The 25,797-nt window shown below is 66.7% G+C and carries 26 protein-coding genes and 2 pseudogenes; 16 read left to right on the forward strand and 12 right to left on the reverse strand.

The genetic code is table 11. From position 1 onward, the window contains the following. Positions 1–16: 16 nt before the first annotated feature. Positions 17–1,564 (forward strand): 1-hydroxycarotenoid 3,4-desaturase CrtD, encoded by a 1,548-nt coding sequence (crtD, locus tag ACSQ76_RS15340; RefSeq protein ID WP_437157264.1) that lies wholly within the window; start codon positions 17–19, stop codon positions 1,562–1,564. After that, positions 1,561–2,442 (forward strand): carotenoid 1,2-hydratase, encoded by an 882-nt coding sequence (gene crtC, locus ACSQ76_RS15345; protein ID WP_437158218.1) that lies wholly within the window; start codon positions 1,561–1,563, stop codon positions 2,440–2,442. Before crtD ends, crtC begins: the two co-directional genes overlap by 4 nt. Positions 2,443–2,506: 64 nt before the next feature. Here crtC and ACSQ76_RS15350 read toward each other — a convergent pair whose 3' ends face one another. The 4 genes and pseudogenes from ACSQ76_RS15350 to crtI form a co-directional block, all read right to left on the reverse strand. Next, the gene (locus tag ACSQ76_RS15350; protein ID WP_306129522.1) at positions 2,507–3,538 is read right to left on the reverse strand and encodes a sodium:calcium antiporter; all 1,032 of its coding nucleotides are present in this window, start codon (positions 3,536–3,538) and stop codon (positions 2,507–2,509) included. Positions 3,539–3,589: 51 nt separating this feature from the next. Then, positions 3,590–4,066 (reverse strand): tryptophan-rich sensory protein TspO, encoded by a 477-nt coding sequence (gene tspO, locus ACSQ76_RS15355; protein WP_306129521.1) that lies wholly within the window; start codon positions 4,064–4,066, stop codon positions 3,590–3,592. Further along, positions 4,063–5,121 (reverse strand): 15-cis-phytoene synthase, encoded by a 1,059-nt coding sequence (crtB, locus tag ACSQ76_RS15360; RefSeq protein ID WP_437157265.1) that lies wholly within the window; start codon positions 5,119–5,121, stop codon positions 4,063–4,065. Before crtB ends, tspO begins: the two co-directional genes overlap by 4 nt. Further along, a pseudogene (gene crtI / locus ACSQ76_RS15365) lies at positions 5,118–6,098 on the reverse strand (phytoene desaturase family protein); the annotation flags it as partial. The pseudogene crtI and the gene crtB, both read right to left, overlap by 4 nt. A gap of 1 nt (position 6,099) precedes the next feature. Here crtI and ACSQ76_RS15370 point away from each other — a divergent pair. The 3 genes and pseudogenes from ACSQ76_RS15370 to ACSQ76_RS15380 all read left to right on the forward strand — a co-directional run. Beyond that, a pseudogene (locus tag ACSQ76_RS15370) lies at positions 6,100–6,345 on the forward strand (spheroidene monooxygenase); the annotation flags it as partial. Further along, positions 6,342–7,346: a magnesium chelatase ATPase subunit I gene (gene bchI / locus ACSQ76_RS15375; protein ID WP_437157266.1), complete on the forward strand. Its 1,005-nt coding sequence runs from the start codon at positions 6,342–6,344 to the stop codon at positions 7,344–7,346. The pseudogene ACSQ76_RS15370 and the gene bchI, both read left to right, overlap by 4 nt. Beyond that, positions 7,343–7,699: a hypothetical protein gene (locus ACSQ76_RS15380; protein WP_437157267.1), complete on the forward strand. Its 357-nt coding sequence runs from the start codon at positions 7,343–7,345 to the stop codon at positions 7,697–7,699. The genes bchI and ACSQ76_RS15380 overlap by 4 nt, the downstream gene beginning before the upstream one ends. Here the strand turns inward: ACSQ76_RS15380 and ACSQ76_RS15385 are convergent. Beyond that, positions 7,696–7,992, reverse strand: coding sequence for a hypothetical protein (locus ACSQ76_RS15385; protein ID WP_437158257.1), 297 nt, complete (start codon positions 7,990–7,992; stop codon positions 7,696–7,698). The two genes, ACSQ76_RS15380 and ACSQ76_RS15385, sit on opposite strands and share 4 nt — an antisense overlap. Between ACSQ76_RS15385 and ACSQ76_RS15390 the strand changes: the two genes are divergently transcribed. From ACSQ76_RS15390 to bchO, 3 genes are read left to right on the forward strand one after another with little or no spacing between them, the layout of a single operon-like run. Next, positions 7,939–8,409: a hypothetical protein gene (locus ACSQ76_RS15390; protein WP_437158219.1), complete on the forward strand. Its 471-nt coding sequence runs from the start codon at positions 7,939–7,941 to the stop codon at positions 8,407–8,409. The two genes, ACSQ76_RS15385 and ACSQ76_RS15390, sit on opposite strands and share 54 nt — an antisense overlap. Beyond that, positions 8,406–9,011: a VWA domain-containing protein gene (locus ACSQ76_RS15395; protein WP_437157268.1), complete on the forward strand. Its 606-nt coding sequence runs from the start codon at positions 8,406–8,408 to the stop codon at positions 9,009–9,011. Before ACSQ76_RS15390 ends, ACSQ76_RS15395 begins: the two co-directional genes overlap by 4 nt. A 5-nt stretch (positions 9,012–9,016) precedes the next feature. Beyond that, on the forward strand, positions 9,017–9,880 hold the full coding sequence (gene bchO, locus ACSQ76_RS15400) for an alpha/beta fold hydrolase BchO (protein WP_437157269.1): 864 nt from the start codon (positions 9,017–9,019) through the stop codon (positions 9,878–9,880). Positions 9,881–9,902: 22 nt separating this feature from the next. Here the strand turns inward: bchO and ACSQ76_RS15405 are convergent, their stop codons facing one another. The 4 genes from ACSQ76_RS15405 to ACSQ76_RS15420 all read right to left on the reverse strand — a co-directional run bounded on the left by ACSQ76_RS15405 (position 9,903) and on the right by ACSQ76_RS15420 (position 14,070). After that, the gene (locus ACSQ76_RS15405; RefSeq protein WP_437157270.1) at positions 9,903–11,981 is read right to left on the reverse strand and encodes an ABC transporter permease subunit; all 2,079 of its coding nucleotides are present in this window, start codon (positions 11,979–11,981) and stop codon (positions 9,903–9,905) included. Next, on the reverse strand, positions 11,978–12,103 hold the full coding sequence (locus ACSQ76_RS15410; RefSeq protein ID WP_437157271.1) for a hypothetical protein: 126 nt from the start codon (positions 12,101–12,103) through the stop codon (positions 11,978–11,980). The genes ACSQ76_RS15405 and ACSQ76_RS15410 overlap by 4 nt, the downstream gene beginning before the upstream one ends. Continuing rightward, positions 12,052–13,059, reverse strand: a complete 1,008-nt coding sequence (locus ACSQ76_RS15415) for a quaternary amine ABC transporter ATP-binding protein (protein WP_437157272.1) — start codon at positions 13,057–13,059, stop codon at positions 12,052–12,054. The genes ACSQ76_RS15410 and ACSQ76_RS15415 overlap by 52 nt, the downstream gene beginning before the upstream one ends. Positions 13,060–13,137: 78 nt before the next feature. After that, complete coding sequence (locus tag ACSQ76_RS15420) at positions 13,138–14,070, reverse strand: ABC transporter substrate-binding protein (RefSeq protein WP_437157273.1); 933 nt, start codon at positions 14,068–14,070, stop codon at positions 13,138–13,140. 172 nt (positions 14,071–14,242) lie between these two features. On the opposite strand from ACSQ76_RS15420, the gene ACSQ76_RS15425 reads away from it, so the two are divergent. Both ACSQ76_RS15425 and ACSQ76_RS15430 read left to right on the forward strand, forming a co-directional pair. Next, the gene (locus ACSQ76_RS15425) at positions 14,243–15,028 is read left to right on the forward strand and encodes an MBL fold metallo-hydrolase (protein ID WP_437157274.1); all 786 of its coding nucleotides are present in this window, start codon (positions 14,243–14,245) and stop codon (positions 15,026–15,028) included. After that, on the forward strand, positions 15,025–15,792 hold the full coding sequence (locus tag ACSQ76_RS15430; protein ID WP_437157275.1) for an SDR family NAD(P)-dependent oxidoreductase: 768 nt from the start codon (positions 15,025–15,027) through the stop codon (positions 15,790–15,792). The genes ACSQ76_RS15425 and ACSQ76_RS15430 overlap by 4 nt, the downstream gene beginning before the upstream one ends. Before the next feature lie 5 nt (positions 15,793–15,797). On the opposite strand, the gene ACSQ76_RS15435 is transcribed toward ACSQ76_RS15430, so the two are convergent. From ACSQ76_RS15435 to ACSQ76_RS15445, 3 genes are all read right to left on the reverse strand, one after another. Beyond that, positions 15,798–16,694 carry a DMT family transporter gene (locus ACSQ76_RS15435; RefSeq protein WP_437157276.1) on the reverse strand — a complete coding sequence of 299 codons (897 nt, stop codon included), beginning with the start codon at positions 16,692–16,694 and terminating at the stop codon, positions 15,798–15,800. A 114-nt stretch (positions 16,695–16,808) separates the two neighbouring features. After that, complete coding sequence (locus ACSQ76_RS15440) at positions 16,809–17,999, reverse strand: aminomethyltransferase family protein (protein ID WP_437157277.1); 1,191 nt, start codon at positions 17,997–17,999, stop codon at positions 16,809–16,811. Continuing rightward, positions 17,996–19,150, reverse strand: coding sequence for an aromatic ring-hydroxylating oxygenase subunit alpha (locus ACSQ76_RS15445; RefSeq protein ID WP_437157278.1), 1,155 nt, complete (start codon positions 19,148–19,150; stop codon positions 17,996–17,998). The genes ACSQ76_RS15440 and ACSQ76_RS15445 overlap by 4 nt, the downstream gene beginning before the upstream one ends. 91 nt (positions 19,151–19,241) lie before the next feature. On the opposite strand from ACSQ76_RS15445, the gene ACSQ76_RS15450 reads away from it, so the two are divergent. The 6 genes from ACSQ76_RS15450 to ACSQ76_RS15475 all read left to right on the forward strand — a co-directional run bounded on the left by ACSQ76_RS15450 (position 19,242) and on the right by ACSQ76_RS15475 (position 25,767). After that, entirely contained in the window at positions 19,242–19,580 is a 339-nt protein-coding gene (locus tag ACSQ76_RS15450; RefSeq protein ID WP_437157279.1) for a LysR family transcriptional regulator, read from the forward strand. Positions 19,581–19,609: 29 nt separating this feature from the next. Beyond that, on the forward strand, positions 19,610–20,119 hold the full coding sequence (locus tag ACSQ76_RS15455) for a LysR substrate-binding domain-containing protein (RefSeq protein ID WP_437157280.1): 510 nt from the start codon (positions 19,610–19,612) through the stop codon (positions 20,117–20,119). A gap of 152 nt (positions 20,120–20,271) precedes the next feature. Beyond that, entirely contained in the window at positions 20,272–21,129 is an 858-nt protein-coding gene (locus ACSQ76_RS15460; protein ID WP_437157281.1) for an FAD binding domain-containing protein, read from the forward strand. A gap of 6 nt (positions 21,130–21,135) precedes the next feature. Further along, positions 21,136–21,615 (forward strand): (2Fe-2S)-binding protein, encoded by a 480-nt coding sequence (locus ACSQ76_RS15465; RefSeq protein ID WP_437157282.1) that lies wholly within the window; start codon positions 21,136–21,138, stop codon positions 21,613–21,615. Further along, the gene (locus ACSQ76_RS15470; protein ID WP_437157283.1) at positions 21,615–23,867 is read left to right on the forward strand and encodes a xanthine dehydrogenase family protein molybdopterin-binding subunit; all 2,253 of its coding nucleotides are present in this window, start codon (positions 21,615–21,617) and stop codon (positions 23,865–23,867) included. Before ACSQ76_RS15465 ends, ACSQ76_RS15470 begins: the two co-directional genes overlap by 1 nt. A gap of 166 nt (positions 23,868–24,033) precedes the next feature. Further along, positions 24,034–25,767, forward strand: a complete 1,734-nt coding sequence (locus ACSQ76_RS15475; protein WP_437157284.1) for a calcium-binding protein — start codon at positions 24,034–24,036, stop codon at positions 25,765–25,767. The last annotated feature ends 30 nt before the right edge of the window (positions 25,768–25,797 follow it).

The raw sequence follows: 25,797 nt of genomic DNA on the forward strand, positions 1-25,797 counted from the left end.
AGTCAACTATCCTGCCATGACATCGTCACGACCTCCGGGCTCGGACGTGCCCCACGCCGTCATCATCGGCGCGGGGATCGGCGGGCTTGCCACCGCCGCGCGCCTTGCTGGTGCGGGGTTGCGCGTCACCATTCTGGAACGGCACAGCCATCCCGGCGGCAAGATGCGCACCCTGCCCACGCCTGCAGGCCCGGTCGATACCGGTCCCACCGTTCTCACCCTGCGCCCGGTCTTCGAGGATCTCTTCGCCGCGCTCGGCACCCGGCTGGCCGATCACGTCACCCTGCATCGCCAGCACCTCCTCGCCCGCCATGTCTGGTCCGACAGCAGCACCCTCGACCTCTTCGACGACCCGCAACGCAATATCGACGCCGTCACCGCCTTTGCCGGCGCCCGCGCGGGCCGACAGATGCGCCAATTCTCCGACCGCGCTCGCACCCTTTTCGAAGGGTTCGACGCGCCCGTCATGCAATCCCCCGAACCGACCCTCGCGGCCCTCACCTCCCACGTGCTGCGCCACCCCCACCTGATCCGCCAGATGGCCCCGAACAAGACTCTCGCGCAGTTGTTGGAGTCCAGTTTCGACGACCCGCGCCTGGTCCAGCTATTCGGCCGCTACGCCACCTATGTCGGCGGCTCGCCCTACCACGTGCCCGCCCTTCTGGCTCTGATCTGGCAAGCCGAGGTTTCAGGCGTCTGGGTGGTCGAGGGAGGTATGCACTGGCTGGCGCAGGCACTGGCCGACGCCATCACGGCCCGCGGCGGCAAACTCCTCTTTGACACCCATGTCGACCGCATCTTCACCGAGAAGGGCCGCGCCATCGGTGTCACCCTTCAGGGCGGCACATATCTGCCGGCCGACGCGGTCGTCTTCAACGGTGACCCGCGAGCGCTCGCCACCGGGGCACTCGGCCCCGGCCTCGACCGCGTGGCGCCGCAAAGCGCCGAAATCCCCCGCAGCCTTTCTGCCGAAGTCTGGGCCTTCGCCTCCACGCCGACAGGACCCGAGCTTGCCCATCACAATGTCTTCTTCCGCGCCGACCCCAAGCCCGAGTTCGACGCGCTGATGCAAGGCCGCCACATCCCCGACCCCACGCTCTATGTCTGCGCCATGGATCGGGGCCTGCCTGTCGACCCGCCCGCCCTCGAACGCTTCGAGGTCATCGCCAACGCACCCCCCCTGCACGTCCCCGCGGGCCCAGAGGAGTTCACCGCATGTCAGACCCGCACCTTCCAGACGCTGGCCCTCTTCGGCCTCGGCTTCGATCCCCTGCCGGGGCCGGCCGCGCTGACCACGCCCTCGGGCTTCGATCAACTGTTTCCCGAGAGCAGAGGATCCCTCTACGGGCAAAGCCCGCACGGCACGATGGCAACCTTTCAGCGCCCCACGGCCCGGACGCCGGTCAAGGGCCTCTACCTGGCGGGCGGCGGGGTGCATCCGGGGGCGGGGGTGCCGATGGCGGCCCTCTCCGGCAGGCATGCGGCCGAGGCGATACTGACAGACCCAATTTCAACCTCGCCGTCCCGCCCAACGGCTACGCATGGTGGTATATCGACGGGCTGAAAGACGGCGGCGGCCGTGCTATCTCGATAATCGCCTTCCTCGGTTCGGTCTTCTCGCCCTGGTACGCCTGGTCCGGACGGCGCAATCCCGAAAATCATGTCTGCATCAACGTCGCCACCTACGGTCCCGGCGGGCGCTTCACCATGACCGACCGCGGCACCAGCGCGCTGCGCCAGACAACGGACAGCTTCACCGTCGGCCCCTCATCCCTGCACTGGACGAACGGCCAGCTTGTCATCGATATCAACGAAATCGGCGCCCCGCCGCTGGTGTCCCGTGTCCGGGGCCGCGTCACCGTCACGCCCTCGGCCATGACGAATGTGGAACTGCCCCTCACACCCGACGGCGCCCATGTCTGGCGCCCCTTCGCCCCCACCGCACGGATCAGCGTCGATCTCGACGCGCCCGGCTGGCAATGGGACGGCCACGGCTATTTCGACGCCAATTTCGGCACGCGGGCTCTGGAGCAGGATTTCACCTACTGGACCTGGGCGCGGTTTCCCACCGGCATGGGCAGCACCTGTTTCTACGACGCCACCCGCCTCGACGAATCGGAACTGGGCCTCGGGATCCGCTTCGACGATCAGGGCAAGGCAAAGGTCATCACACCCCCGCCGAAAATCCGCATGAAGCGCACCGCCTGGGGTCTCTACCGCGAGGGCCGGGCGGACCCGGGCCACACCCCCACTCAAGTTCAACCCATGCTCGACGCGCCCTTTTACGCCCGCGCCGCCGTGCGCAGCGTAATTGACGGGGAAGAGACCACGGGCGTGCACGAGGCGCTCGACCTCAAGCGGTTTCGCTCCCCGTTGCTGAAGCCCATGCTGGCCGTCCGCGTTCCACGCCGCGCGCGCTGGACTTTCGCGGCCGACCGCTAAGCCGAAATCTTGAAAAGATTTCGATCCGATTTCTTCTCAAGAAATCGGTGCCGTGAGACGTCCTCTACCCGCTCCAGGCCTGGAACCCCACGGCGCCGCCATAGATCCCCAGCATCGTCAGGCTCTCCCACCCTATGTTCACCGGCCCCGACTTCTGGCGCAGGATCAGCCCGATCAGCAACACCGCCGTCATCGCCAGCCCCACCACGACCCAGAACAAGTCGCCCGTGCCGATGGCGTGATACAGTGACCCTTCGCGATAGCTGACATCCGACAGCGTCAGGAACAGCACATCGAACGTGTTGCCCCCGATGATCCCGCCCACGGCCAGCTGCAACGCCCCGCGCCGCACTGCGGCCAATGTCGTGACAAGCTCCGGCAGCGAGGTGACGACAGCCGTCATCAACGCCCCCACCAATGCCGAGGACAGCCCCAACTGCCCGGTCAGCGCAGCCGCCGACCGCGCGATCGCATATCCCGCCAGCCCCAGCAGCAGCATCAGCGCCAGGAACGGCACCAGCAGCGACACCACGCTTTTCTGCGCGTCTTCCTTGTCTTCCGGCTGGTCGGCGCGCGTCTCCTGAGTGTCCACCGCCCTCCACATCGGACTTTGCTGAACCCCTACACTGGCATACGCGCCGAACAGGTAGATGCCCACGAGCACCACCGAGGCCGGATGCACCGACCAGAACGCCATCTCGGGCATCACGAAGGCCGCCAGCGGCACCACCATCATCAACATCAGCAGCGTGCTTTGAAACAGGTTCGCCAGGTCCGCCGCCGCATGTTCCAGGTTCGCCCGGCGATAGATCAGATCCGCCAGCGCCAGAAAGGCCGTCTGTGCCGCGATCCCGCCGACCCCGTTGGAAAACGCTAGGCTCGCATGACCATCCAGCGCGGACGTCATGGAAACCACGGTGCCCGACAGCGACGTCGCCGCGCCCAGCAGCAGCCCCCCCGTCACCGCCTCGCCCAGCCCTGTGCGGTCCGCGATCCGGTCCGCCATGCCCGTCATTTTCGTGCCGGCGACAAGAATGACCAGACCCGCCACGGCGAATACGACCAGATTGGCGGTCAGGGAAAGGTCAGTGAGCATACCGGCCTAACCGCGCTGTCATTGGTCAGGTTCCATAAATGCAAGCCACGTTCAGCGCCGCGCCTCGGCGCGCACCACCTCGGGATTGAGCCGCATCACTGAAAGGTTCAACGCGCCCGCAACGCTCACCCACGCCAGGTAGGGCACGAACATCAGCCCGGCCAGCCAGTCCACCTGCCACAGCTCGACCATGCTCCAGAACACCGCAATCCACAGTAGAACCAGCACGCCCAGCCCCAGCCGGATCCGGCGCAAGCCGAAGAAAACCGGCGTCCACAATCCGTTCAGCGCGATCTGCAGTGCCCAAAGCGCCATCGCCACGGAATTGTCGGGGCTCACCGCGGCGCGTGCGCCGGCCCCGGCCATCAGCAGGTACAGCGTCGTCCACGCCACCGGGAACAACCAGTTCGGCGGCGTCCATGCCGGTTTGTTGAGGTCCTCGTACCACTTGCCCGGCGGGAACAGGGCCCCCGTCGCACCCGCCGCAAAGCAGGCCGCAAGAAAAATGACAAAGCAAAGCCAGATCATGACCTCGACCTAGCGCGCCGCCCCGATACCGGCAAGGTCGGATCGTCCAGATCCCGCGCTTTCAGCGTCGCCATCGTGGAACACAGCGCGTCGCTCCAGTCGCGCCCAGGCGCCGGGTTCTCCGCCGCCGCCTCCACCAGGAAGGCGACCTCCGGCAAGGGCCGCGCGTGCAGCACCGCCGAGCGCGGCATCATCACCGTCCCCGCCGCCCTCAAGCTCGCCAGCATCAGCCAGCCCAGCTTCTGCGTGCCGGTCGTCCGCGCCCGGTGCGCGATGGAATCATGCTCAAGCCGCCGCAGCTGCCGCCCGATCCCGGCATAGATATACCGCGCCGCGAAAATCCCCGGCCGAGCGCTCGCTGGCAGCGTCGCCACTCCCGCCTCGGATCGGGCATAAAGGCCTTCGGCCTCGCGCAACAGCCGCGCGATCACACGGTGCAACGCCGGCGACATCTGCGGGCCCGCAAGGAACCCCGCCGCGTCCAGCCCCTCGTCCTCCATCCAGTCACGCGGCAGATACAGCCGCCCCTCGCGGGCATCCTCGCCCACGTCGCGGGCAATGTTGGTCAGCTGCATCGCCACGCCCAGGTCGCACGCCCGCGCCAGCCCGTCGGCCTCGCGCATTTCCATCAACACGCACATCATCACCCCAACGGACGACGCCACCCGCGCCGCATAGGCGCGCAGCTCCGACAGGCTGTCATACCGCCTGCCATCCGCGTCCCAGGCCAGCCCCTCCAGCAGCGCCTCCGGCAGCTCCCGCGGCATGTCGAACCGTGCGACCATGGCGGCAAAGGCCCGATCCGCAGGGGCATTCCGCGGCACCCCGCGATAGGCCAGGTCCAGACGGTCCTGCAACCGCTGCACCGCCTCGGCCTTCTCCGAATGCAGATCCACCGAGTCGTCCGCCAGCCGACAGAACGCATATAGCGCCAGCGCCGGATCGCGGACACGCCTCGGCAACAGCTTCGAGGCCGCATGGAACGACCGCGACCCGTCCCGGATCGCCTCGCGGCAATGCGCCATGTCGGCGGCTTCCGTGCGCGTCAGTCTCATGTCATCCGCACCTCGTCCGCATCCGGCACCAGCTTGCCCAGCACCTCGGCGCTCGACACGACACCCGGCAGCCCCGCGCCGGGATGCGTGCCCGCCCCCACGAGATAGAGGCCCCGCACTTCCTCGCTCACGTTGTGCGGCCGAAAATAAGCGCTCTGAAGAATCCGTGGTTCCAGCGAAAAGCCCGACCCGTGCGGGCTCAGGTACCGGTCCCGGAAGGTCTCGGGCGTAAACACTTCCGAGGCGGTCAGATGATTCTCCAGCCCCGGCAGCAACTGCTCTTCCAGCACCGCCTGCACCTTTTGCCGATACCGGTCCGCCATCTCGCTCCAGTCCGCCGGGTTCTCGACCCCCAGATGCGGCACCGGGTTCAGCGCATAGAACGTGTCATCCCCTTCCGGCGCGGCACTCGGATCGGTGACCGTGGGGCGGTGCACGTAAAGGCTCATGTCCTCGGCCAGCCTGCCCTTCAGGAAGATATCCTCGACCAGTCCCTTGTAGCGGGGCCCGTTCAGGATCGTGTGGTGCCCCGCGTCGGCCCATTTCCCGCGCGTGCCCTTCGTGCCGAAATACCACACGAATAGTTCCATCGACCACCGCGACCGCTTCAGCTTCGGTCCGGTCCAGCGCCGCTTCGGCGCGCTGCGCATCAGCCGGTCATAGGTGTGCCCCGCATCGGCGTTCGACACGACCACGTCCGCTTCCAGAACTTTGCCGCCGGTCAGGCGCACTCCCGTCGCGCGCCTGTCACGCACCAGTATCTCGTCCACTTCCGCGCCTTGCCGGACCAGCCCGCCCTGATCGGCCACGACATCGGCCATGGCCCGCGCGATGGCGTCGACACCGCCCATGGCGTAATGCACGCCGAACGCCTTTTCCAGGTGACTGACAAGGATATACATCGATGTCACGTTGAACGGATCCCCCCCGATGAACAGCGGATGAAACGAGAATGCCATGCGCAGCCGTTCGTCCTTGAACGTTGCCTTCAAGATCGGCATCGGCGAGGTGCCGCTTCTGCACCAGGTCACCTTCTCGGTCTGGCCCGATACCGCCGGCATGGCTGCCTTCGCCCGCCACGACGGCCCCCACGCCCGCGCCATCAAGGTCGTGCGCGACGGCGACTGGTTTCGAGAAGAACTCTACGCCCGCTTCAACATCGTTGCCGAATGCGGCACGTGGCAGGGTGCCAAGCCACTTAAACACCTGGGGGTCGGCGCATGAGCCTCGCCTTTCCGTTCTCCGCCATCGTCGGACAGGACACCATGAAACAGGCGTTGATCCTGACGGCCATCGACCCGGAACTGGGCGGCGTTCTGGTTTTCGGCGACCGTGGCACCGGCAAGTCCACCGCCGTCCGCGCGCTCGCCGCGCTCCTGCCTCCTATAACAGCCGTCAAGGGCTGCCCGGTCAATTCCGAACGCCCCGAGGAGTGCCCCGACTGGGCCACTATCACCGAAACCGATCTGGTGGAACGCCCCACCCCCGTCGTCGACCTGCCCCTGGGCGTGACCGAGGACCGCGTCACCGGCGCGCTCGATATCGAACGTGCCCTCACCAAGGGCGAAAAGGCCTTTGAGCCAGGCCTCCTGGCCCGCGCCAACCGCGGCTATCTCTATATCGACGAGGTCAACCTGCTGGAGGATCACATCGTCGACCTCCTGCTCGACGTCGCCCAATCCGGCGTCAACGCGGTCGAGCGTGAAGGCCTCTCCATCCGCCACCCCGCCCGCTTCGTCCTCGTGGGCTCCGGCAACCCCGAGGAAGGCGAGCTGCGCCCGCAACTTCTCGACCGCTTTGGCCTCTCGGTCGAGGTCAGGTCTCCCACCGATATCGACGAGCGGATCGAGGTCGTCCGCCGCCGCGACGCCTTTGACATGAACCGCGAGGCCTTCACCGCCAAGTGGCAACCCGAAGACGCAAAAATCCGCGATGCCATCCTCGCTGGCCGCAAAGCACTCCGCGAACTCGACGCGACAGACACCATCCTGCGCGACTGCGCCGCCCTTGCCGTGGCCCTCGGCGCCGACGGCCTGCGCGGCGAGTTGACCCTGCTGCGCGCCGCCCGCGCTCTTGCCGCCTTTGAGGCCGATGCAGCAATCACACGCGACCACCTCGCTACCGTCGCGCCTCTCGCGCTCAGCCATCGTCTGCGCCGCGACCCGCTGGACGAGGCCGGCTCCACCACCCGCGTCACCCGCACCGTCGCCGAAACCTTCGGATGACAGACGGGGCCGACACCGCCCGCACCCAGCGCGCCCTCGCGGCTCTGGTCGTGGACCCGGGCGGCCTCAAGGGCCTGACGTCCCGCGCCCGCATGGGCCCCGCCCGGCAGGCGTTCGAGACCGCCCTGCGCAAGCTGCCCGGCGCCCAGCACCGCATCCACCCCGCCATCCCCGACGACCAGCTTTTCGGCGGTCTCAACATCGCCGCCTCGCTGGCCGAGGGTCGCCCCGTCCGCGCGCCCGGCCTTGCCGACCTTCCTGCCACGCTCACCCTCACCATGGCCGAGCGCACGCCCCCGGCCTCGCCGCCCGCCTCGCCCAACTCCTCGACGCGGATCACCGCCATGCCCTAATCCTGCTCGACGAGGCCGCCAGCGCGGACGAAGGCGCGCCGCAAGCGCTGCTTGACCGCCTCGCCTTTCATATCGAGCCGCCAGAGGCCGCCACCCCCGTCCGCCTGCCCGCCGCCGCCGAACTCGACGCGGCCCGCGAGCGCTTGGCCGCCGTACAGGTCCCCAACGACGCCCTGCCGCTGCTTGTCACCCTCGCTGCCCGCTTCGGCATTCACAGCCTGCGCGCGCCCAGCCTCGCCCTGCGCGCCGCCCGCGCTCTCGCCGCGCTCGATGCCGAGATGACGGTTACCCACGACCACCTCCAGGAAGCCACCGAACTGGTCTACCCCTCCCGTGCCACCATGATGCCCTCCGAGGCCGAGGGCCAAACGCCGCCCGACGCGCCCGAACCGGACCAGGCCGACAACGCGGCGGAAACCGGCGAGCACTCCCTTACCGACCTGCCCGACGACATCCTCGTGTCCGCCATCGCCGCACTCCTGCCGCCCGACATCCTCGACCGCCTCGCCGCCAAATCCTCCCGCCCCGCCAATGCGGCGGGCAGCGGCGCGGGCGACCGCCGCCGCCGCAACCGCCGGGGTCGGCCCCTGCCGTCGCGCCCGGGCCGCCCCTCGGCCCAGGCGCGGATCGACCCCATCGCAACGCTCCGCGCCGCCGCCCCTGGCAGATCCTGCGCCGCACTGGGCGCAACGCCGACCGCGCGCTCGTGATCCTGCCCTCGGACATCCGCATCAAGCGGTTCGAGGACCGCTCCGACCGCCTGCTCATCTTCACCGTCGACGCCTCCGGCTCCGCCGCCGTCGCCCGGCTGGCCGAAGCGAAAGGCGCGGTCGAACTCATGCTGGCCCAGGCCTATGCCCGCCGCGATCAGGTCGCGCTGCTGGCTTTTCGCGGCACCGGAACCGAGACGCTCCTGCCGCCCACCCGCTCGCTGGTGCAGGCCAAGCGCCGCCTCGCCTCGCTGCCCGGCGGCGGCGGCACGCCGCTGGCCTCCGGCCTGATGGCCGCCGGAGACCTCGCGCAACTGGCTCGCGGCCGCGGCCTCACCCCGATGCTTGTCCTCCTGACCGATGGCCGCGCCAACATCCCGCTCACCGGCGACCCCGACCGCGTCACCGCGAACGACGACGCCACCCGCATCGCCGCCAGCCTGCGCGCCCAGCGCCTGTCCGGCGTCCTCGTCGACACCTCCAACCGCCCCACCGACACGGCCCGCACCATCGCCGCCGCGCTCGGCGCGCGCTACCTCGCCCTGCCCCGTGCCGACGCCCACGGGATCAGCACCGCCGTCACCACGGCGCTCGGAGCCTGAGTGTCATGGACTGGGCTCGCGACCTGCCCGATTGGCCCCACGCCGACGCCTCGCGCCGCGTCCGCCACCGCCCGCACGACTGGCATGTGCAGGAATGGGGCACCGGCCCCACGCTCCTGCTGCTGCACGGCGCGGGCGCCAGCACGCACACATGGCGCGAACTCATCCCGCGCTTGTCTGAACATCACCACGTCGTCGCCCTCGACCTGCCCGGCCACGGCTTCACCCGCGCGGGCAGCGTTTCGCGCCTCGGTCTCGCCACCACCGCCGAAGATATCGCCGCCCTCTGCGCCGACCGGAACTGGCAGCCGATAGCGCTCATCGGCCACTCCGCCGGTGCCGCCGTCGCTCTCGACCTCGGCACGCGCCTGCCCGGCGCCCCCGCGGTCATCGGCCTCAACGCCGCACTCGACCGGTTCGAGGGCATGGCGGGCTGGATATTCCCGATGCTGGCCAAGCTGCTGGCGCTGAACCCGCTCACCGCCATCGCCTTCTCGGCAGGTGGCGCCCGCCCGAACCGCGCCCGCAACGTCGTCCGCGCTACAGGCTCCACGCTCACCGAAGAGGCACTCGGCTATTACAGCCGCCTCCTCGCCGACCGCGCCCATGTGGACGGCACGTTGCAGATGATGTCCCGCTGGAGCACCGACGCGTTACTCGACCGCCTGCCCGAGATCGAAAGTGACGTGCTGCTGATCACCGGCGACCGCGACACGGCCGTGTCGCCCGAGGTGTCGGACCGCGCCGCCGCACTTTTGCCCCATGCCGAGCGGGTCACGCTGGAGGGCCTGGGCCACCTCGCCCACGAGGAAGCCCCCGGCCGCCTTTGCGACATCATGCTGGATTGGCTCCAGGGCAAATCTTTTTAGAAAAGATTTGCCAAAAGCTTTCTCAAAGCTTTTGGTCTCGCCCCTGCCCGAGCGCCTTTTGCCCCTTCCGGCTATAGCCCCGCGTCATCCGGTCCGCGATCATCGCCAGCGTCGCCATCCCGATCCCGGCAATCATCCCCACGCCGAAATCCCCGTTGTTGAGGCCGATATAGATCTCCTGGCCCAAATCGCTCGTGCCGACCAGCGCCGTGATCACCAGCATCGCGACCCCGAACATGATCGTCTGGTTCAATCCCAACAGCAGTTGCGGCAAAGCCAGCGGCAACCGCACCCGCCACAGCATCTGCCACCGGGTCGACCCACAAGCCTTGGCCGCCTCGATCACCTCCGGGCTGACCCCGCGCAACCCGTGCTCGGCATAGCGTATCGCCGGCACGATGGCATAGGCCATGATCGCCAGCAGCGCCGTGAAATCTCCCAGCTTGAAGAACATCACGAAGGGGATCAGGATCACGAACAGCGGCATCGTCTGCAACGTGTCGCTTATCGGCCGCAGAAAGGCCGACACCGCATCGTTCTCCGACGCGATCACTCCCAGCGTCGTGCCCAGCAAAAACGACAGCGCCACCGCCAGCCCGCACAGGTAGAACGAAATCGTCGCCTCGGCCCAGACCCCCGCCAGCATCAGGAAGGACAGCCCCAGCGCCGTGCCAATCGCCAGCTGCCGCCCGCCCGCCTGCCACGCCAGCAACACCATCACTCCGGCGATCGACAGCCACGGCAGGCCCGTGATCCCGAAATAAAGCAGCATCGCCAGCAGCGCGACACCGATGGCCGCCCGCACCCGTCGCCGCACCAGCAACCACCCTGCCAACGCCGCCATCGCCACGGCGTAGCCGATCTTCATCGGCAGGGTGAACTCGAACCCCCAGGAGAACGGGCTGACCGTTTGCTCCAGCCCCATCTTCACCGGCAGCATCAGGTAAAACAGCGCCGTCGTCTTGATCGCCTTGATCGCGCCCGCGTATTCCACCAGCAGCCAGTTGAACGCATCGTTCATCGCGTCCGCCGGGTAGAGCTCCCAGGCCCGCGGATACTCCTGCAGGAACGGAAAAACCCGCGCCAGAACCAGTATCACACCGGCGAACATCCCCGCCACGAGCCAGTAGCGATAGCGGGCAATGAAACTCTCGTCCTCGCCTGCGTCCGGCGACCGCCCCATCGCGGCCCGCGCCGTGATCCGGTCCATCACCATCGCCATCAGCGCGATCACCACGCCCGCCAGTATCGCCTCGGCGACGTTCGCCTTGCGGATGTGGGTCAGCACCTCCCAACCGATATCCGACGTCCCCCCGATGATCGACGCGATGATGATCATCGAAAACGCCGCCAGCATCGTCTGGTTCACCCCCAGCAGGATCTGGCGCAGCGCGCTCGGCACCCGCACCCGCCAGAACATCTGGCCCGCCGTGGCCCCCGCCATCATCCCCGCCTCGATCACCTCTTCGTCGACACGGGCCAGCCCCAGCGTCGTGTTCCGCACCATCGGCGGCACCGCGTAAAGCACCGAGGCGATCAGCCCAACCACCGGCCCGAAGCCGAACAGCAGCAGGATCGGCAACAGGTAGGCAAAGACCGGGATCGTCTGCAACGTGTCCATCGTAGGCGTGATCACCCGCTCGGCGCGGCCGGAATAGAACGCCCACGTTCCCACGCAGAACCCGATGGCAACAGCGAGCGGCACCGACACCATCACCAGCGCCAGCGAGTTCATCGACTCGTGCCAGTAGCCGATCACGACCATGTAGAACATCGCCAGAAACGTGAATAAGGCCAGCTTCCAGCCCGACACCGCAAAGGACGCGATCACCAGCAATCCCACCGTCAGCGCCCATGGCATCCAGTGCAGCAGGCCGCGCACCCACGACATGGGATGGTCCATCACGTCCGAAAACGCGCGAAATGCCGGCCCTGCCCTATCGACCAACCAGCCCATCGCGGTATTCAACCACTCGGTCATCGGCCATTCCCACGCCTCGGGAAACTCCATCAGCCAGCCCAGCCGGTCGCGAAAGCCCAGCGCCACCAGAGTCAGGCCTATCAGCGCGAACCACGCCCAGTGCGTGCGGTCTCCGCTCATGCCCGGGCCTCCTCCGCGTCCGACAGTCGTGCCAGCGCCCGGACCACGCTTTGCGCCGTGACCACGCCGGTCACCGTGCCGCCCTGCTCCACCGCCAGCCCCTCGGGATGCGCCGACAGCATCGGCAAAAGCGCCTCGACGGACAGCCCCCCGACACCCGCTCGCGCCCCTCGGCGGATCCGGCATCGGGGTCCGTCACCTCATGGGCGCGCAGCACGCGGACCATCGGCACGTCATTGGTGAACTCGGCCACGTAGTCATCCGCCGGATTGGTGATCAATTGCGCCGGCGTGCCGGTCTGCACCACGCGCCCGCCGCGCATGATCATCATCCGGTCGGCCACCCGCAGCGCCTCCAGGAAATCATGGGTGATGAACACGATCGACTTGTGCAGATCGTTCTGAATCCGCAGGAACTCGTCCTGCATCTGCCGCCGGATCAGCGGATCGAGCGCCGAAAACGGCTCGTCCAAGAGCCACAGATCCGGGTCGACGGCCAGAGACCGGGCAATGCCCACACGCTGCTGTTGCCCGCCCGACAACTGGTGCGGATAGCTTTTCTCGCGCCCTTCCAGCCCCACCAGCCCGATCACCTGTCCCACCCGCTCGCGGGTATGGTCCTGCGCCGCGCCTTGTAAGCTCAGCGGAAAGGCGATGTTCTCCCACACGCTCAGATGCGGCATCAGGCCGAAATTCTGGAACACCATGCCGATCTGGTGGCGGCGCACCTCGATCATCTCCTTGTCGGATTTCGCGCGCAGGTCCTCGCCGTCCAACAGGATCTCGCCATGCGTCGGCTCCACCAGCCGCGACAGGCAGCGCACCACCGTCGACTTGCCCGAGCCCGACAGGCCCATAATTACGAAAATCTCGCCCACCGCGACGTCAAAGCTCACGTCCGCAGCCGCCGGAATGGCCCCATCCTCGCCGATGCGATCGGCCAGCGCCGGCGTCTCGTCCGCCGGCTCGCCGCCGGGAAAATACTGCTCCGGTTTCTTGCCGTAGACCTTCCAGATGTGACGGCAGGACAACCTCGGCTGGTCGCCCCCGGCCCCATCGCCCCGTGCTCTCTCGTTCATGCTGACCCTGTCCCCCTTGGGAAACCGAAAAGGCCGGGCGTCAGAACCCCCGGCCTTTCCAAAGCTTCACGCCGCACTTTACTGTGCGGCCTTGCCGGCCTCGACCCAGGGCCCCCAGGTCTCTTCATTGGCGTCGATCCACTCGGCCACCACTTCTTCGAGGTCCCGGCCCTTCTGGTCGATCTCCAGCATCAGCGCGTTCTGCACCTCGTTGTCGATCGAGATCTGCTCGAACACCGCGGCAACGCCCGGGTTCGCCTCGGCAAACTCGGCATTGATGATCTTGTCGATCGAGGCCTGCTGAAAGCCGCAGGCCGACCCGCGTTCCTGCCCCTCTTCCTCGACGCATTCCCCGTCGGCCGCGTCCCACTGGACCCATTCCATCTCCATGTCGGCGAACAGCCAGTGCGGCTGCCAGAACATCATCAGGATCGGATCCTGCGTCGCCACCGCCGATTTCAGCTCGGCGATCATCGCCCCTTCCGATCCGCCCGCGACCGGTTCGAACGGCATGTCGATCATCGCAACCACGTCCTTGGACCGGGTGCCCCAGTCGGCGGGATAGGTGATCAGCCGGCCCTTGGGAAAGGTGTCGGCGGCGGCAAACGCCTGCGCGCAGTCATACAGCGCCTCGTAATCCGGCAGACCCGGACACTGTTCCTTCATGTAGGGCGGATAGATCCAGCCTTCCTGCGGTTGCAGGCCCAGTTGCCCCACCACCGTGATGTCGCCCGATTCCACCGCCTTGGGATAGATGTCGCCCACGTTGTTGGTCCAGACCTCGGGCTGCAGATGCAGATCGCCGTTGGCGATGGCGGCGAATTGCGGCACCGCGCCCGCGGTCACGTATTCCACGTCATGTCCGGCCTTTTCCAGCAAAATGCCGGTGATATGTGCCGAGATATGCTGACCAGTCCATTCGTTGATCGGGATCCGGACCGTCTCGGCTTGCGCCACCCCGGCCCCGGCCATCGAAAGGCTCGCGGCCCACAAGACAGAATTCATCTTCATCGTTCTCTCCCTGTTTTTATTGATGCAGATCATGGTCGCCATCATGCGACGTCCGCAACGTGGACCCAAGCAGAAATGTACGTTGACCAATGCGGTGATAAAACCAAGGCTCCTGAACGGGCGTCCGCGGCGCGGCTGCCGGTTTCATGAGCATTGCGACAGGGAGGATGCCGTGCCGTTGAAAATTGCCGAAAAGTGGTTCCAGACCAGACACATGGGTGATGGCGTCACGCTCATATGGGAACCGCATGTCGCGCCATGGTTGCGCTGCAACATCTGGCACATCCAAGGGCGCGACCGCGACCTCGTGATCGACACCGGCATGGGCCTGCGCCCGATGACGCGCGAGCTGGCGCAGTTGACCGAGCGCCCCCTCAGCGCCATCGTCACCCACACGCATTTCGACCATTCGGGCGGGCTGCACGAGTTCGACCACCGCTGCGGTCACGGCGCCGAGTCTGACATCATCGCCAATCCCACGCCCACCAACACCTACGCCGACGCGGGCTTCGTCCGGGCCGAGACCTTCACCGCGCTGCCGTTCGAGGGCTTCTCCTACGAACAGTACAAGGTAAAGCCCGCGCCCCTCTCCGCCCTGCTGGATGAAGGCGACGTGGTCGATCTCGGCGACCGTGCCTTCACCGTCTTCCACCTGCCCGGCCACAGTCCCGGCTCCATCGCCCTCTTCGAGTCCGCCACGGGCCTCCTCTTCAGCGGCGACGTGGTCTATGACGGCGACCTCATCGACGACATGGACCATTCCGACCCCGACAAGCTGGCCGAGTCCCACGCCCGCCTGCGCGAGCTTGACGTCACCACCGTCCATGCCGGCCACTTCACATCCTTCGGGCGCGACAAGCTGATTGAAATCCTCGACGAATACCGCGACGGTGGCCGCCGTCTGGGCGACGCCGACGCATGGCTCGCCGACAAGATAGCAAGGAGCAAGCCGCAGTGACCCAGCGCACGGCCATCATCACGGGCGGGCTGGCCGGAATCGGCCTCGCCACCGCCCGCCTGCTGCACCAGGCCGGGCATACCATCGCCATCGGCGCCCGGCGCGGCGACGACACATCGCTTCAGGATATGGCCCGCGACACCGTCGGCGCGGATGTTTTCGTCGCCCCGCTCGACGTCCGCCAGCGCGGCTCGGTCGCGGCCTTCTGCGCCTCCGTCAAAAACCAGTTCGGCACACCGCAAATTCTGGTCAACGGCGCCGGCGTCACCCGCCACCAGACCGTCTCCGACCATGACCTCGACGCCTGGGACGACGTCATTGAGACCAACCTCACCGGCACCTTCCTGATGATCCACGCGTGTCTGCCCGACATGATGGCGTCGGGCTGGGGCCGCATCGTCAACATCGCCTCCACCGCCGCCACATCGGCGGTCGCCGACCACCCGGCCTATTGCGCGTCCAAGTCCGGCGTGCTCGGCCTCTCCCGCGCCGTGGCGCTCGAGGGCGCGCCCCACGGCGTCACCTGCACCACCGTCAGCCCCACCTGGGTCGAAACCGAAATGCTGCGCTCATCCGCCGCCACCATCGCCAGTCAGAACGGCACCACACAGGCCGAAGAGATCGCGGCCCTGGCCCGCGCCAACCCGCAGAACCGCCTCGTCCAACCCGACGAGGTCGCCGCCATCATCGCGTTTCTCTGTTCCGATGCCGCCCCTGGCCTGACCATGGAAGACATCCAGATCAACGCCGGTGCCCACTGGTAGCTGCGTCAGGCCAGCCGCCTCGCCCGCCACGCCATCACCGCTGGCTCGATCAGCCCCGCCGACAGGATCAGCGGCAGGCCCACCGCCTCGCGCAGGCCGAACCGTTCCCCGGCCCACAGCGCCGCCGTCACCGTCGCCACCGCGACCTCGGTCATGAACAACAGCCCCACCAGCCCGGGGTTCAGCCGCGACGGCGCATAGATCGTGGCAAAGGAACTGGGCAGGATCAGGATCACCGCCACCGGGACGAACCACCACATCAGTCCAGTAACCTCGGGCCAGTCCGGCGCGCGCGCTATACCCTGCACCGTGGCGATCCCCGCCACCAGCAGCGCCATGACCGCACCCACCAGCAGAAAGTTCACCGCATGGGTCAGGATCCGCACCCGCCGCTCCGTCAGGATCAGCGTACAGCCCACGGCCCAGAACATCCCCGAAATCAGCCCGAACCAGTCGCCCGCGTTGCGCGGAAGCGGCACGCCAGTGTCGTCGGCAAAGATCACCACCAGCCCGACCAGCCCCACAAAGATCGACAGCCACCGAAACCACGTCATCCGGTCGCCCAGGAACACCCAGCCCAGCAGGAACCCCCAGATCGGCGTCATGTAGAACAAGAGCACCGCGCGCACGACGTCGGTGTAAAGCAGCCCTGCCGCATAAAGCGCAAAGGCGACCCCCGCCAGGATTCCCCCCAGAAGCGGCCGCAACCCTTGCGCATAGTCCGCCCGCAGCACCCAGAGCGCCGGCAAGCTCAGCAGCGCGGGCAGGCTCATGAACACCACCATTGCCCAGGGTGCATCCAGCCCCGCCTGCTCGATCATCCGCAACGGCAACCAGAAAATGCCCCAGCACAGCCCCGCGAAAAGTCCCGTCAGAACAGCCCTGTTGTTGCCCTCGGCCAAGGCCGCATCTCCTCTTCTCGTGTTCCGGCCCCAGTCAGGCACCTGCTACGCACAAAGGCAAGGCATCGCTGCCCCGCCTGCGCATTTGGCGCCGCTCTTGGCGCGAAAGCGGCGTCAGGCCGCGCGATCAGGGATGTTCACCACCTTGCCGCGCGGTATCTCGCAGGCCTCGTCGTAAAGCGGCGTCCGGGCCAGCGTCGCGGCATACATCTGTCCATCATTGCCCTCGACCATCAGCTCGGTTCCCGGCCCGGCCTCGGTACTGTCCATCAGCGCAAATCCGATCCCGTGTCCCAGGTAGGGCGAGGTCGCCCCGGCCGTCACCCGGCCCGCAACCTTGCCGTTCCACTCCACGCGGCCATTCACCCGCGGCTCACCCTCAGGGCAGATGATGCCATGCAGACGCTGGCCCTTGTCGGCTTTCTCCAGCGCGGCCTTGCCGATGAATTCGTCCTTGTCCATCGCCACGAACCCGCCCAGCCCGACGTCGTAAGGCGTGGTCGTCTCGTCGAAATCCGAGTTGGCGTTCAGGATACCCGCCTCGATCCGCCGGATATTCATCGAATCCAGCCCGAACATCCGCATCCCGTACGGTTCCCCCGCCATTTCCAGATGCGCCCACAGGGCCGCGGCATCGTGATGCGGCTCGGTATAAAACTCCCAGCCCAGCTCGTTGGTGTACCCCGTCCGGGTGACCAGCACATTTTGCCCGCCCAAATCTACCCACGCGCTGCCGAAATACCCGAACGGCTCCGGGATGCCATCTGTCGCCGCATCCTTCAGGATCTCCATCGACAATGGCCCCTGGATCTGGCTCACGTTCACCTCCGGGTCCAGGATCTCCACATCCATCCCCTTCGCATGTGACCGCGCCCAGTTCACGAAATCCCCGTCCGCCTGCGCATACCAGAACCGGTCATCGGCAAGCCGCACGAACACTCCGTCCACGATCAGCCCGCCATCATCGAAACAGGCTATGCCATAGCCGCACCGACCGACCTTCACCTTGGAAATATCGTTGACGAACAGATGGTTCATCAACTTTTCCGCATCCGGCCCCTTGAACTCCAGCGGCCACTCGCCGGTATGCAGGCACGCCGCCTTCGTCCTCAGCAGCCAATAGCCCTCGTCGGTCGGCAGGTCGTCCATGTACACGCACATCAGCCGCCGGTTATAAACGCAATAATGCGGTCCGTGCCGCGCCTCGATCTCGTGATACGCATGCCGGTTAAGATTGAAATCCCACCCCGCACCGGGCCGCGTGGTGATCAGGTCACGAGTCCGCCCGTCGCTCGAAACCATCATGTGCCGGCCTCCGGATCCAGCCGCGCGCCCAGCGCCCCCGCCACAAGCTTCTGGAAATGGTGTACCGCGTGCTCGCTCAGCTCGGTCAGCCCTTCGTCCACCACGAAACGCCCCTGGTTGTACCCGCTGGACTTCAGCCCCTTCTGCACGCTCTCGCACAACCCGATATCCTCGGGCTGCAACACGTCCTTCTGATAGTTGATCGCATCGCGCAGCTGCTGCGTGACCTCGCCATCCTTCACGAACCAGTCCTGGTACTCGACGCATTTCTCCGGCGCCGTCGGGTTCATCTGCAGCACCGACAGGTTCGCCTCGCCCGGATAGGCCCAGATGGTGAAGTTCGGCCAGACGAACCAGCCCGCATACCCGAAATCCACGTCGCCCGCCTCGAACTTGTAGGCCCGCGCGTTCATCGTCCGCGGCTGCCCGGCGCACTGGCTGGAATAAAGCCCGCAGGTGATCGTGCGATAGCTGTCCATGTCCACCAGATCGACGAAATCGTGGTGCGCCGGCGCGCAGTGATAGCACTCCAGAAAGTTGTCCATCAGCACTTTCCAGTTCGCCTCGACCTCGTAGGTGTCGCGCTGCGCGAACTGCAAATCGTCGACCGACGGGACATAATGTCGGATCTCGGACTCCAATTCGCCCATTTGTTCGGCGAAAGGTATTGCGTCTTCATCCAGATTGACGAGAACAAGCCCGCAGAATACTTCCACCTTCACCGGCTTCAGCGAAAACTCCTCCTTGCGGAAGCCTTCTACATTCTCTGTATTCCGCGCCGACCGCAGGTTGCCGTCAAAGTCGAACGCCCAGGCGTGATAGGGGCAGGTGATGATGTTCTTCTTACCCGTCCCGCTGACCAGCTCATGCCCCCGGTGCGGACACACGTTGAAGAACGCGTTAAGCTCCCCCGTCCGGCTGCGGGCCACAAACACGTTCTGCTCGTGGATCTTCACTGTCAGGAACTGACCCGGCTCCGCCACCTGGCTCACATGCCCGGCGTAATACCAGGTCTTGTAGAAAATCGCGTCCTTCTCCGCCGCCCAGATCTCCACATCGTGGTAGAACCGCGCGGGCAGGGTATAGGAATTCTTCGGATCGGCCCGGAACGGCTTGTCTCCGGGCATCAGGTTCAACGTCTGCAAGGTCATGGCACGCTCCCATCTGGCTCTTGACAGTGTCAACCATTACCGAGGATCATGACAAACGCTGTTTTCTCATGAATTTGCCCAAGCCTCCCTAATGCCAACGCACCTCCCCCCGCTCGACCTGATGGAACCGTTCGAGGCCGCCGCCCGCCTCGGCAGCTTCACCCGCGCCGCCGAGGAACTGTCCGTCACCCAATCCGCCATCTCCCAACGCGTGCGCAAGCTCGAAACGCTGCTCGACACCGCGCTTTTCATTCGCAGGCATCGCACGATCACCCTCACGCCCGAGGGCCGCGAGCTGCTGATCGGCGTCCGCGCCGCGCTTCAGCATATGACGGCAGCCACCCGCGCCCTGCGCCAGCGCGACGGCCGCCCCCGCGTGCGCCTCGGCGCGGATACCTCGATGGCCCAACTCTGGCTGACCCCCGCCTAGCCCCTGCCCTGGCAGACAGCCCGCCGCTCATGCTCGATCTTATCGCGTCCGACACGGAATCAGAGCTTCTGACCAGTGACATTGCCCTCCTGCACGGCGCCGGCAACTGGCCCGGCTACACCGCGACGCGCCTCTTCGACGACGCGGTCTTTCCCGTCTGCACCCCGGATTTCCTATCTCGCACCCCGCTGCAAACACCCGAAGATCTGCTTGCCGCGCCCCTCATCGATCTCGATTACACCCACTGGAACTGGATGAACTGGGGCATCTGGCTGACAGAAACGGGCCTCGATCCCACCCGCGCCACCACGCTGATGCGCACCAACAGCTACATGGCCCAACTCGACGCCGCCCGCGCGGGCCTCGGCGTGGCGCTCGCGTGGGAGGGCCAACTGGGCGACGACCTGACCTCTGGTCGCCTCGTCCGCCCTATCGACCATGCCGTCACCACACCTTTCGGCTACTACCTGATCCTGCGCGACAGCGCAGAGCCCGTGGCACGGCAGCTGGCCCGAAGCCTCCTTGACGCCGCGACCTGACGCAACCCGCGCAGCTACTTTCCCCACCCTCAACTTTTCTTGCGAAAAACACTCGAATCCGACCGCGCCGACCGCACCGCCTTGGCAAGTCTCGCGCCGCCTGTTTAACTATGCCCCGACAACCAGACTCACCCCAAGCCAAGAGGTCCCTCATGCGCTACCTCGCGCCAACCACGCTGGATGACGCCATCCAGTTGCTCAGCGGCGATCCCGGCGACTGCCGCGTGCTCGCCGGCGGCACCGACCTGCTCGTCCGCCTGCGCTCCGGCGATGCCGAGCCCGACAGCATCCTCGACATCAAGCGCATCGAAGACCTGCGCCGGATCACGCCCGAGAACGGCGGCTGGCGCATCGGCGCCGCGGTCTCCTCGGCGGAAATGAACGAGCACACCGAGCTCAAGGCCGCCTACCCCGGCGTCTGCGAGGCCGCCGACCTAATCGGCTCCACCCAGATCCAGGGCCGCTGCACGCTCGCCGGCAACCTCTGCAACGCCTCCCCCGCTGCCGACTCTGTGCCAGCGATGGTCGCCGTCGGCGCCGTGGCCCGCGTCGCCGGCCCGAAGGGCACCCGCGATGTCCCGGTCGAGGATATCCCTACCGCCCCCGGCAAGACCTCGCTGGAAAAGGGCGAATTCGTCGCCTCGATCTTCCTGCCCGCCAAGGCGGACCGCACCGGCGACGCCTATCTGCGCTTCATCCCCCGCACCGAGATGGACATCGCCGTGGTGGGCTGCGGGATCTCGCTCACCCTGGACGGTGACGGCACCTGCACCGCCGCTCGCCTCTCGCTCGGTGCCGTCGGACCGACCGTCATGATCGTCGATGCCGCCGCCGACGCCCTGATCGGCACCAAGCTCGATGAGGCCGCGATGGATGCGCTGGCCAAGGCCTGCTCCGCCGCCGCCTCCCCCATCGCCGACAAGCGCGGCACGGTCGAATTCCGCACGCACGTGGCCGGCGTGCTTGCGCGCCGCGCCGCCGCCATCGCCAAGACCCGCGCAGAAGGATAAGCAGACATGAGCAACATTCACGTCACCACCACCATCAACGGCGATCCCACGGAATATCTCTGCGCGCCCGATGAAACCCTGCTCGACGTCCTGCGCGACCGTCTCGGCATGACCGGCTCCAAGGAAGGCTGCGGCACCGGCGATTGCGGCGCCTGCTCGGTCACCGTCAACGGCCGCCTCGTCTGTTCCTGCCTCATGCTGGGGGCCGAGGCCGAGGGCGCGAAGATCGAAACCATCGAGGGCATGGCCGACGGCGATCAGTTGCATCCGCTGCAACAGAAGTTCATCGAACATGCCGCCCTGCAATGCGGCATCTGCACGCCCGGCATCCTCGTCGCCGCCAAGTCGCTGCTGGAAAGAAATCCCGACCCGACCGAGGAAGAGGCCCGCTACTGGCTCGCCGGCAACCTTTGCCGCTGCACGGGCTATGACAAGATCATCCGCGCCGTGCTCGACACGGCCGCCGACCTCAGAAAGGCTTCCTGATGGCACTCGACAGCAAACAGGTCCTCGACACGCAAGAGTTCAAGATCGTCGGCACGCGGCCCCTGCGCCCCGACGGCATCGACAAGGTCACCGGCAAGGCCCGCTTCGGCGCCGACATCACCGCGCCGGGGATGCTGATCGGCAAGGTGCTGCGCAGCCCGCACGCCCATGCCCGGATCAAATCCATCGACACGTCGGCGGCCGAGGCCATCGAGGGCGTCCACGCCGTCGTCACCCGCGCCGATTTCGCGCCGATCACCGATGACGATGCCACCGCCGATATCCTCGACAATTGCATGGCCGGGGAAAAGGCGCTCTATGACGGCCACGCCGTCGCCGCCGTCGCCGCCAGCTCGGGCCACATCGCCAGGAAGGCGCTGAAGGCGATCAAGATCGACTACGAGGTGCTCGACCACGTCACCGACGTCGACCGCGCCATCGCCGACGGCGCCCCCGTCCTCCACGAAGGCCGCGCCGACGAATCCGTGCCCGACGGCGCGTCGCCCAACATCATGGCCCGGTACGAGTTCGGCCACGGCGACATCGATGCCGGGCTGGCCCAAGCCGACGAGGTCATCGAACGCAGCTATCGCACCGAGGCCACGCACCAGGGCTATATCGAACCCCACGCCTGTCTCGCCCAAATGAGCCAAGACGGCCAGGCCGATCTGTGGTGCTGCACCCAAGGGCACTACATGGTGCGCAACACCTGCGCCGCGATCATGGGGCTGGACCAGGGCCAGCTGCGCGTCACCGCCTCGGAAATCGGCGGCGGCTTCGGCGGCAAGACCACCGTGTTCCTCGAACCCGTCGCCCTGATGCTGGCCCGAAAATCCTCGCGGCCCGTCAAGATGGTGATGACCCGCTCCGAAGTGCTGCGCGCCACCGGCCCCACGGCCTCCTCCTCGGTCGATATCCGCATCGGCATGACAAAGGACGGCCGCATCACCGCCGGCTTTGCCGAACTGCGCTACCAGGGCGGCGCCTATCCCGGCTCGCCGGTGGAAATGGGCTCCATGTCCGCCTTCGCGCCGTATGACCTGGAAAACGTGAAAACCGTCGGCTGGGATATCGTCAGCAACCGCCCCAAACAGGCCGCCTATCGCGCCCCCGGCGCACCCATGGCCGCCTTCGCGGTGGAATCCGCCATCGACGAGCTGGCCAAGAGCCTCGGCCTCGACCCGCTGGAAGTGCGCCTGAAAAACGCCGCGCGCGAGGGCACCAAGGCTTCCTACGGCCCCACCTATCCGGCCATCGGGCTCGAGGCGACCCTGCGCACCGCCAAGGACCACCCACACTGGACGGCGCCCTTGGGCCCCAATCAGGGCCGCGGCGTCGCCTGCGGTTTCTGGTTCAACTTCGGCGGCGACACCTGCGTCACGCTCAACATCACGCCCGACGGCACGGTGACCGTCTCCGAGGGCAACCCCGATATCGGCGGCTCCCGCGCGTCCATGTCGATGATGGCGGCCGAGGAACTCGGCATCCCCTACAACAAGGTCCGCACCATCGTGGCCGACACCGGCAGCCTGGGCCAGAACGAGGTCACCGACGGCTCGCGCGTGACCTTCGCCGTGGGCCTCGCCACCATCGAGGCCGCCCGCGCCGCCAAGCGCGAGATGTGCCGCCGCGTGGCCAAGCTCTGGGACATCGACGAGGACGCGGTGGAATGGCGCGACGGGGCCGTACACCCCACCGGCCATAACGCCGGCAGCCATGACCCGATGACCCTGGCCGAGATCGCCGCCATCGCCTCCAACACCGGCGGGCCCATTGCCGGCCACCACGAGGCCAACCCCGAAGGCGCCGGCGTCAGCTTTGCCACGCACATGGTGGACACCGAGGTCGACCCCGAGACCGGCGCCGTGAAGATCCTGCGCTACACGGTCTTCCAGGACGCCGGCAAGGCGGTGCACCCCGACTATGTCGAAGGCCAGTTCCAGGGCGGCGCCACGCAAGGCATCGGCTGGGCCTTGAACGAGGAATACATCTACGGCGAAGACGGCACCCTGCAGAACGCGGGCTTCCTCGACTACCGCATTCCCGTGGCCTCCGACCTGCCAATGATCGAAGCGGTGATCCTGGAAATCCCAAACCCCGGCCACCCCTACGGCGTGCGCGGGGTGGGCGAAACCTCGATCGTGCCGCCCCTGGCGGCCATCGCCAACGCGGTCTCGGCGGCGGCAGGCGTGCGCATGACCGACCTGCCCATGTCGCCGCCCAAGGTGCTGAAGGCGATCCACGACAAATAAACCTCGGGACAGGCCCCGGACAAGTTCCGGGGCCGCTCTCACGAACCCGTAGGGTGGGTGAAAACCCACGCGCCATGCCGGGCCCGCCATACGCGATTGAACCCGACCCCATGCATCACCGACACACTCCCGAACCTTGGTCAAATCAAAGCAAGGAGACGACCCGATGCCAACCCATTACCTCACCGGATTCGATGATCTGCTCAGCTTCGGCAAGGGCAACGACACGGTCTATGCCCTTGGCGGCGATGATTACCTTTATGGCCACGACGGCAACGACTACCTGCTCGGTATGGATGGCGCGGACACCATTCTCGGCGGTTACGGCTCCGATATCGTCGATGGCGGCAATGGCGACGACGTGATTTACGGCGGCCTTCCCGGCGGCTCCGACATCGGCTCGAACGTGCTGTTCGGCGGCGCGGGCGATGACCTCATCTATGCCGGCGACGACGGCGATTACATCGACGGCGGCACCGGCCGGGACAAGATCATCGGCGCATCCGGCGCCGACACCATTTTCGGCGGCGCAGGCAGCGACCGCATCGAAGGCGGCGGCGGCCATGACAGCATCGGGGGCGGCTCCGGTTTCGATTTCATCCTCGGCGGCTCGGGCAACGACACCATCGACGGCGGCGCCAGCCGCGACACCATCAAGGGCGGCGACGGCAATGACCAGCTTTCCGGCGGCGACGGCAGCGACGTGTTGCGTGGCAACAAGGGCAACGACAACCTCTTCGGTGAAGACGGCAACGACCAGCTCTTCGGCGGCGGCGACGACGACTTTCTTCACGGCGGCTTCGGCAACGACACGCTCGACGGCGGCGCCGGCAACGACTGGATCATCGCCGGCGACGGTCCCAATCCCGGCGACGGCCTCTACGGCTATGACGACGTGGCCTATGGCGGTGCGGGCAACGACTATATCTATACCGGCTGGGGCAACGACACCGCCGATGGCGGCACCGGCAACGACACGATCTATTCCGGCTTTGGTCAGGACGTGATCTTCGGCGGGCTCGGCGACGATGTGATCCACGCCACCGATCCGCCGGACGGCCTTCTGGAAGGCGTCGGCGGCTACGAACCCGGGCTCGACGACGCGATCTATGCGGGCGACGGCAACAACACCGTATATTCCGGTTCGGGCAACGACCTGGTGACATCGGGCGAAGGCAATGACTACATCCGCTCCACCAACGGCAGCGATACCGTAATGTCCGGCGACGGAGACGATTTCGTCTGGCTCAGCACCCAGTACGTCCACCAAAACGTGCCCCCCACCCCCACCGAAACCGATCTCGGCGCCGGCGACGACACCTACTACTCGACCGGCTTGGGCGACGACATCGTCCAGGGCGGCGACGGCGCGGATTTCATCTATATCGAAGGCGGCAACAATCTCGTCTTTGGCGGCGACGGGACCGACATCATCCAGGGCGGCGACCGCGACAGCGGCAGCACGAAAAGCGCCCAGGCCTCGCTCGACATCATCTACGGCGGCGACGGTGACGACAAGATATATGTCTGGGGCGGCAACAACCTCGTCGATGGGGGCGCCGGCAACGACACGATCGATGCCCGCCTGGGAGAGGATATCACCCTTGGCGGCACCACGCGCATGAACGGCGGCACCGGCGACGACTGGCTGATCGGACGCCGCGGCGAGGCCGACGAGTTCGTCTTCACCCATGGGGGCGATTTCGGCACCGACGTCGTTCGCAGCTTCGAAACCGCGCATGATCGCATCCTGATCGACACGTTCCAGGACGATCCGGTCGCATTCACCTCGACGATCGTCGGCACGAGCGTCCATATCGAATTCGAAGGCGACGCCGGTCTGCTCTCCATCGAAGGCGGGGCCTCCACCTGGAGCGACAGTTACATCGAGTTCATCTGACATGCCGGAATAGCGCCCCACCCCGTCCCG

The organism is Roseovarius sp. B08, assembly GCF_051417955.1.
Taxonomy (GTDB): domain Bacteria; phylum Pseudomonadota; class Alphaproteobacteria; order Rhodobacterales; family Rhodobacteraceae; genus Roseovarius.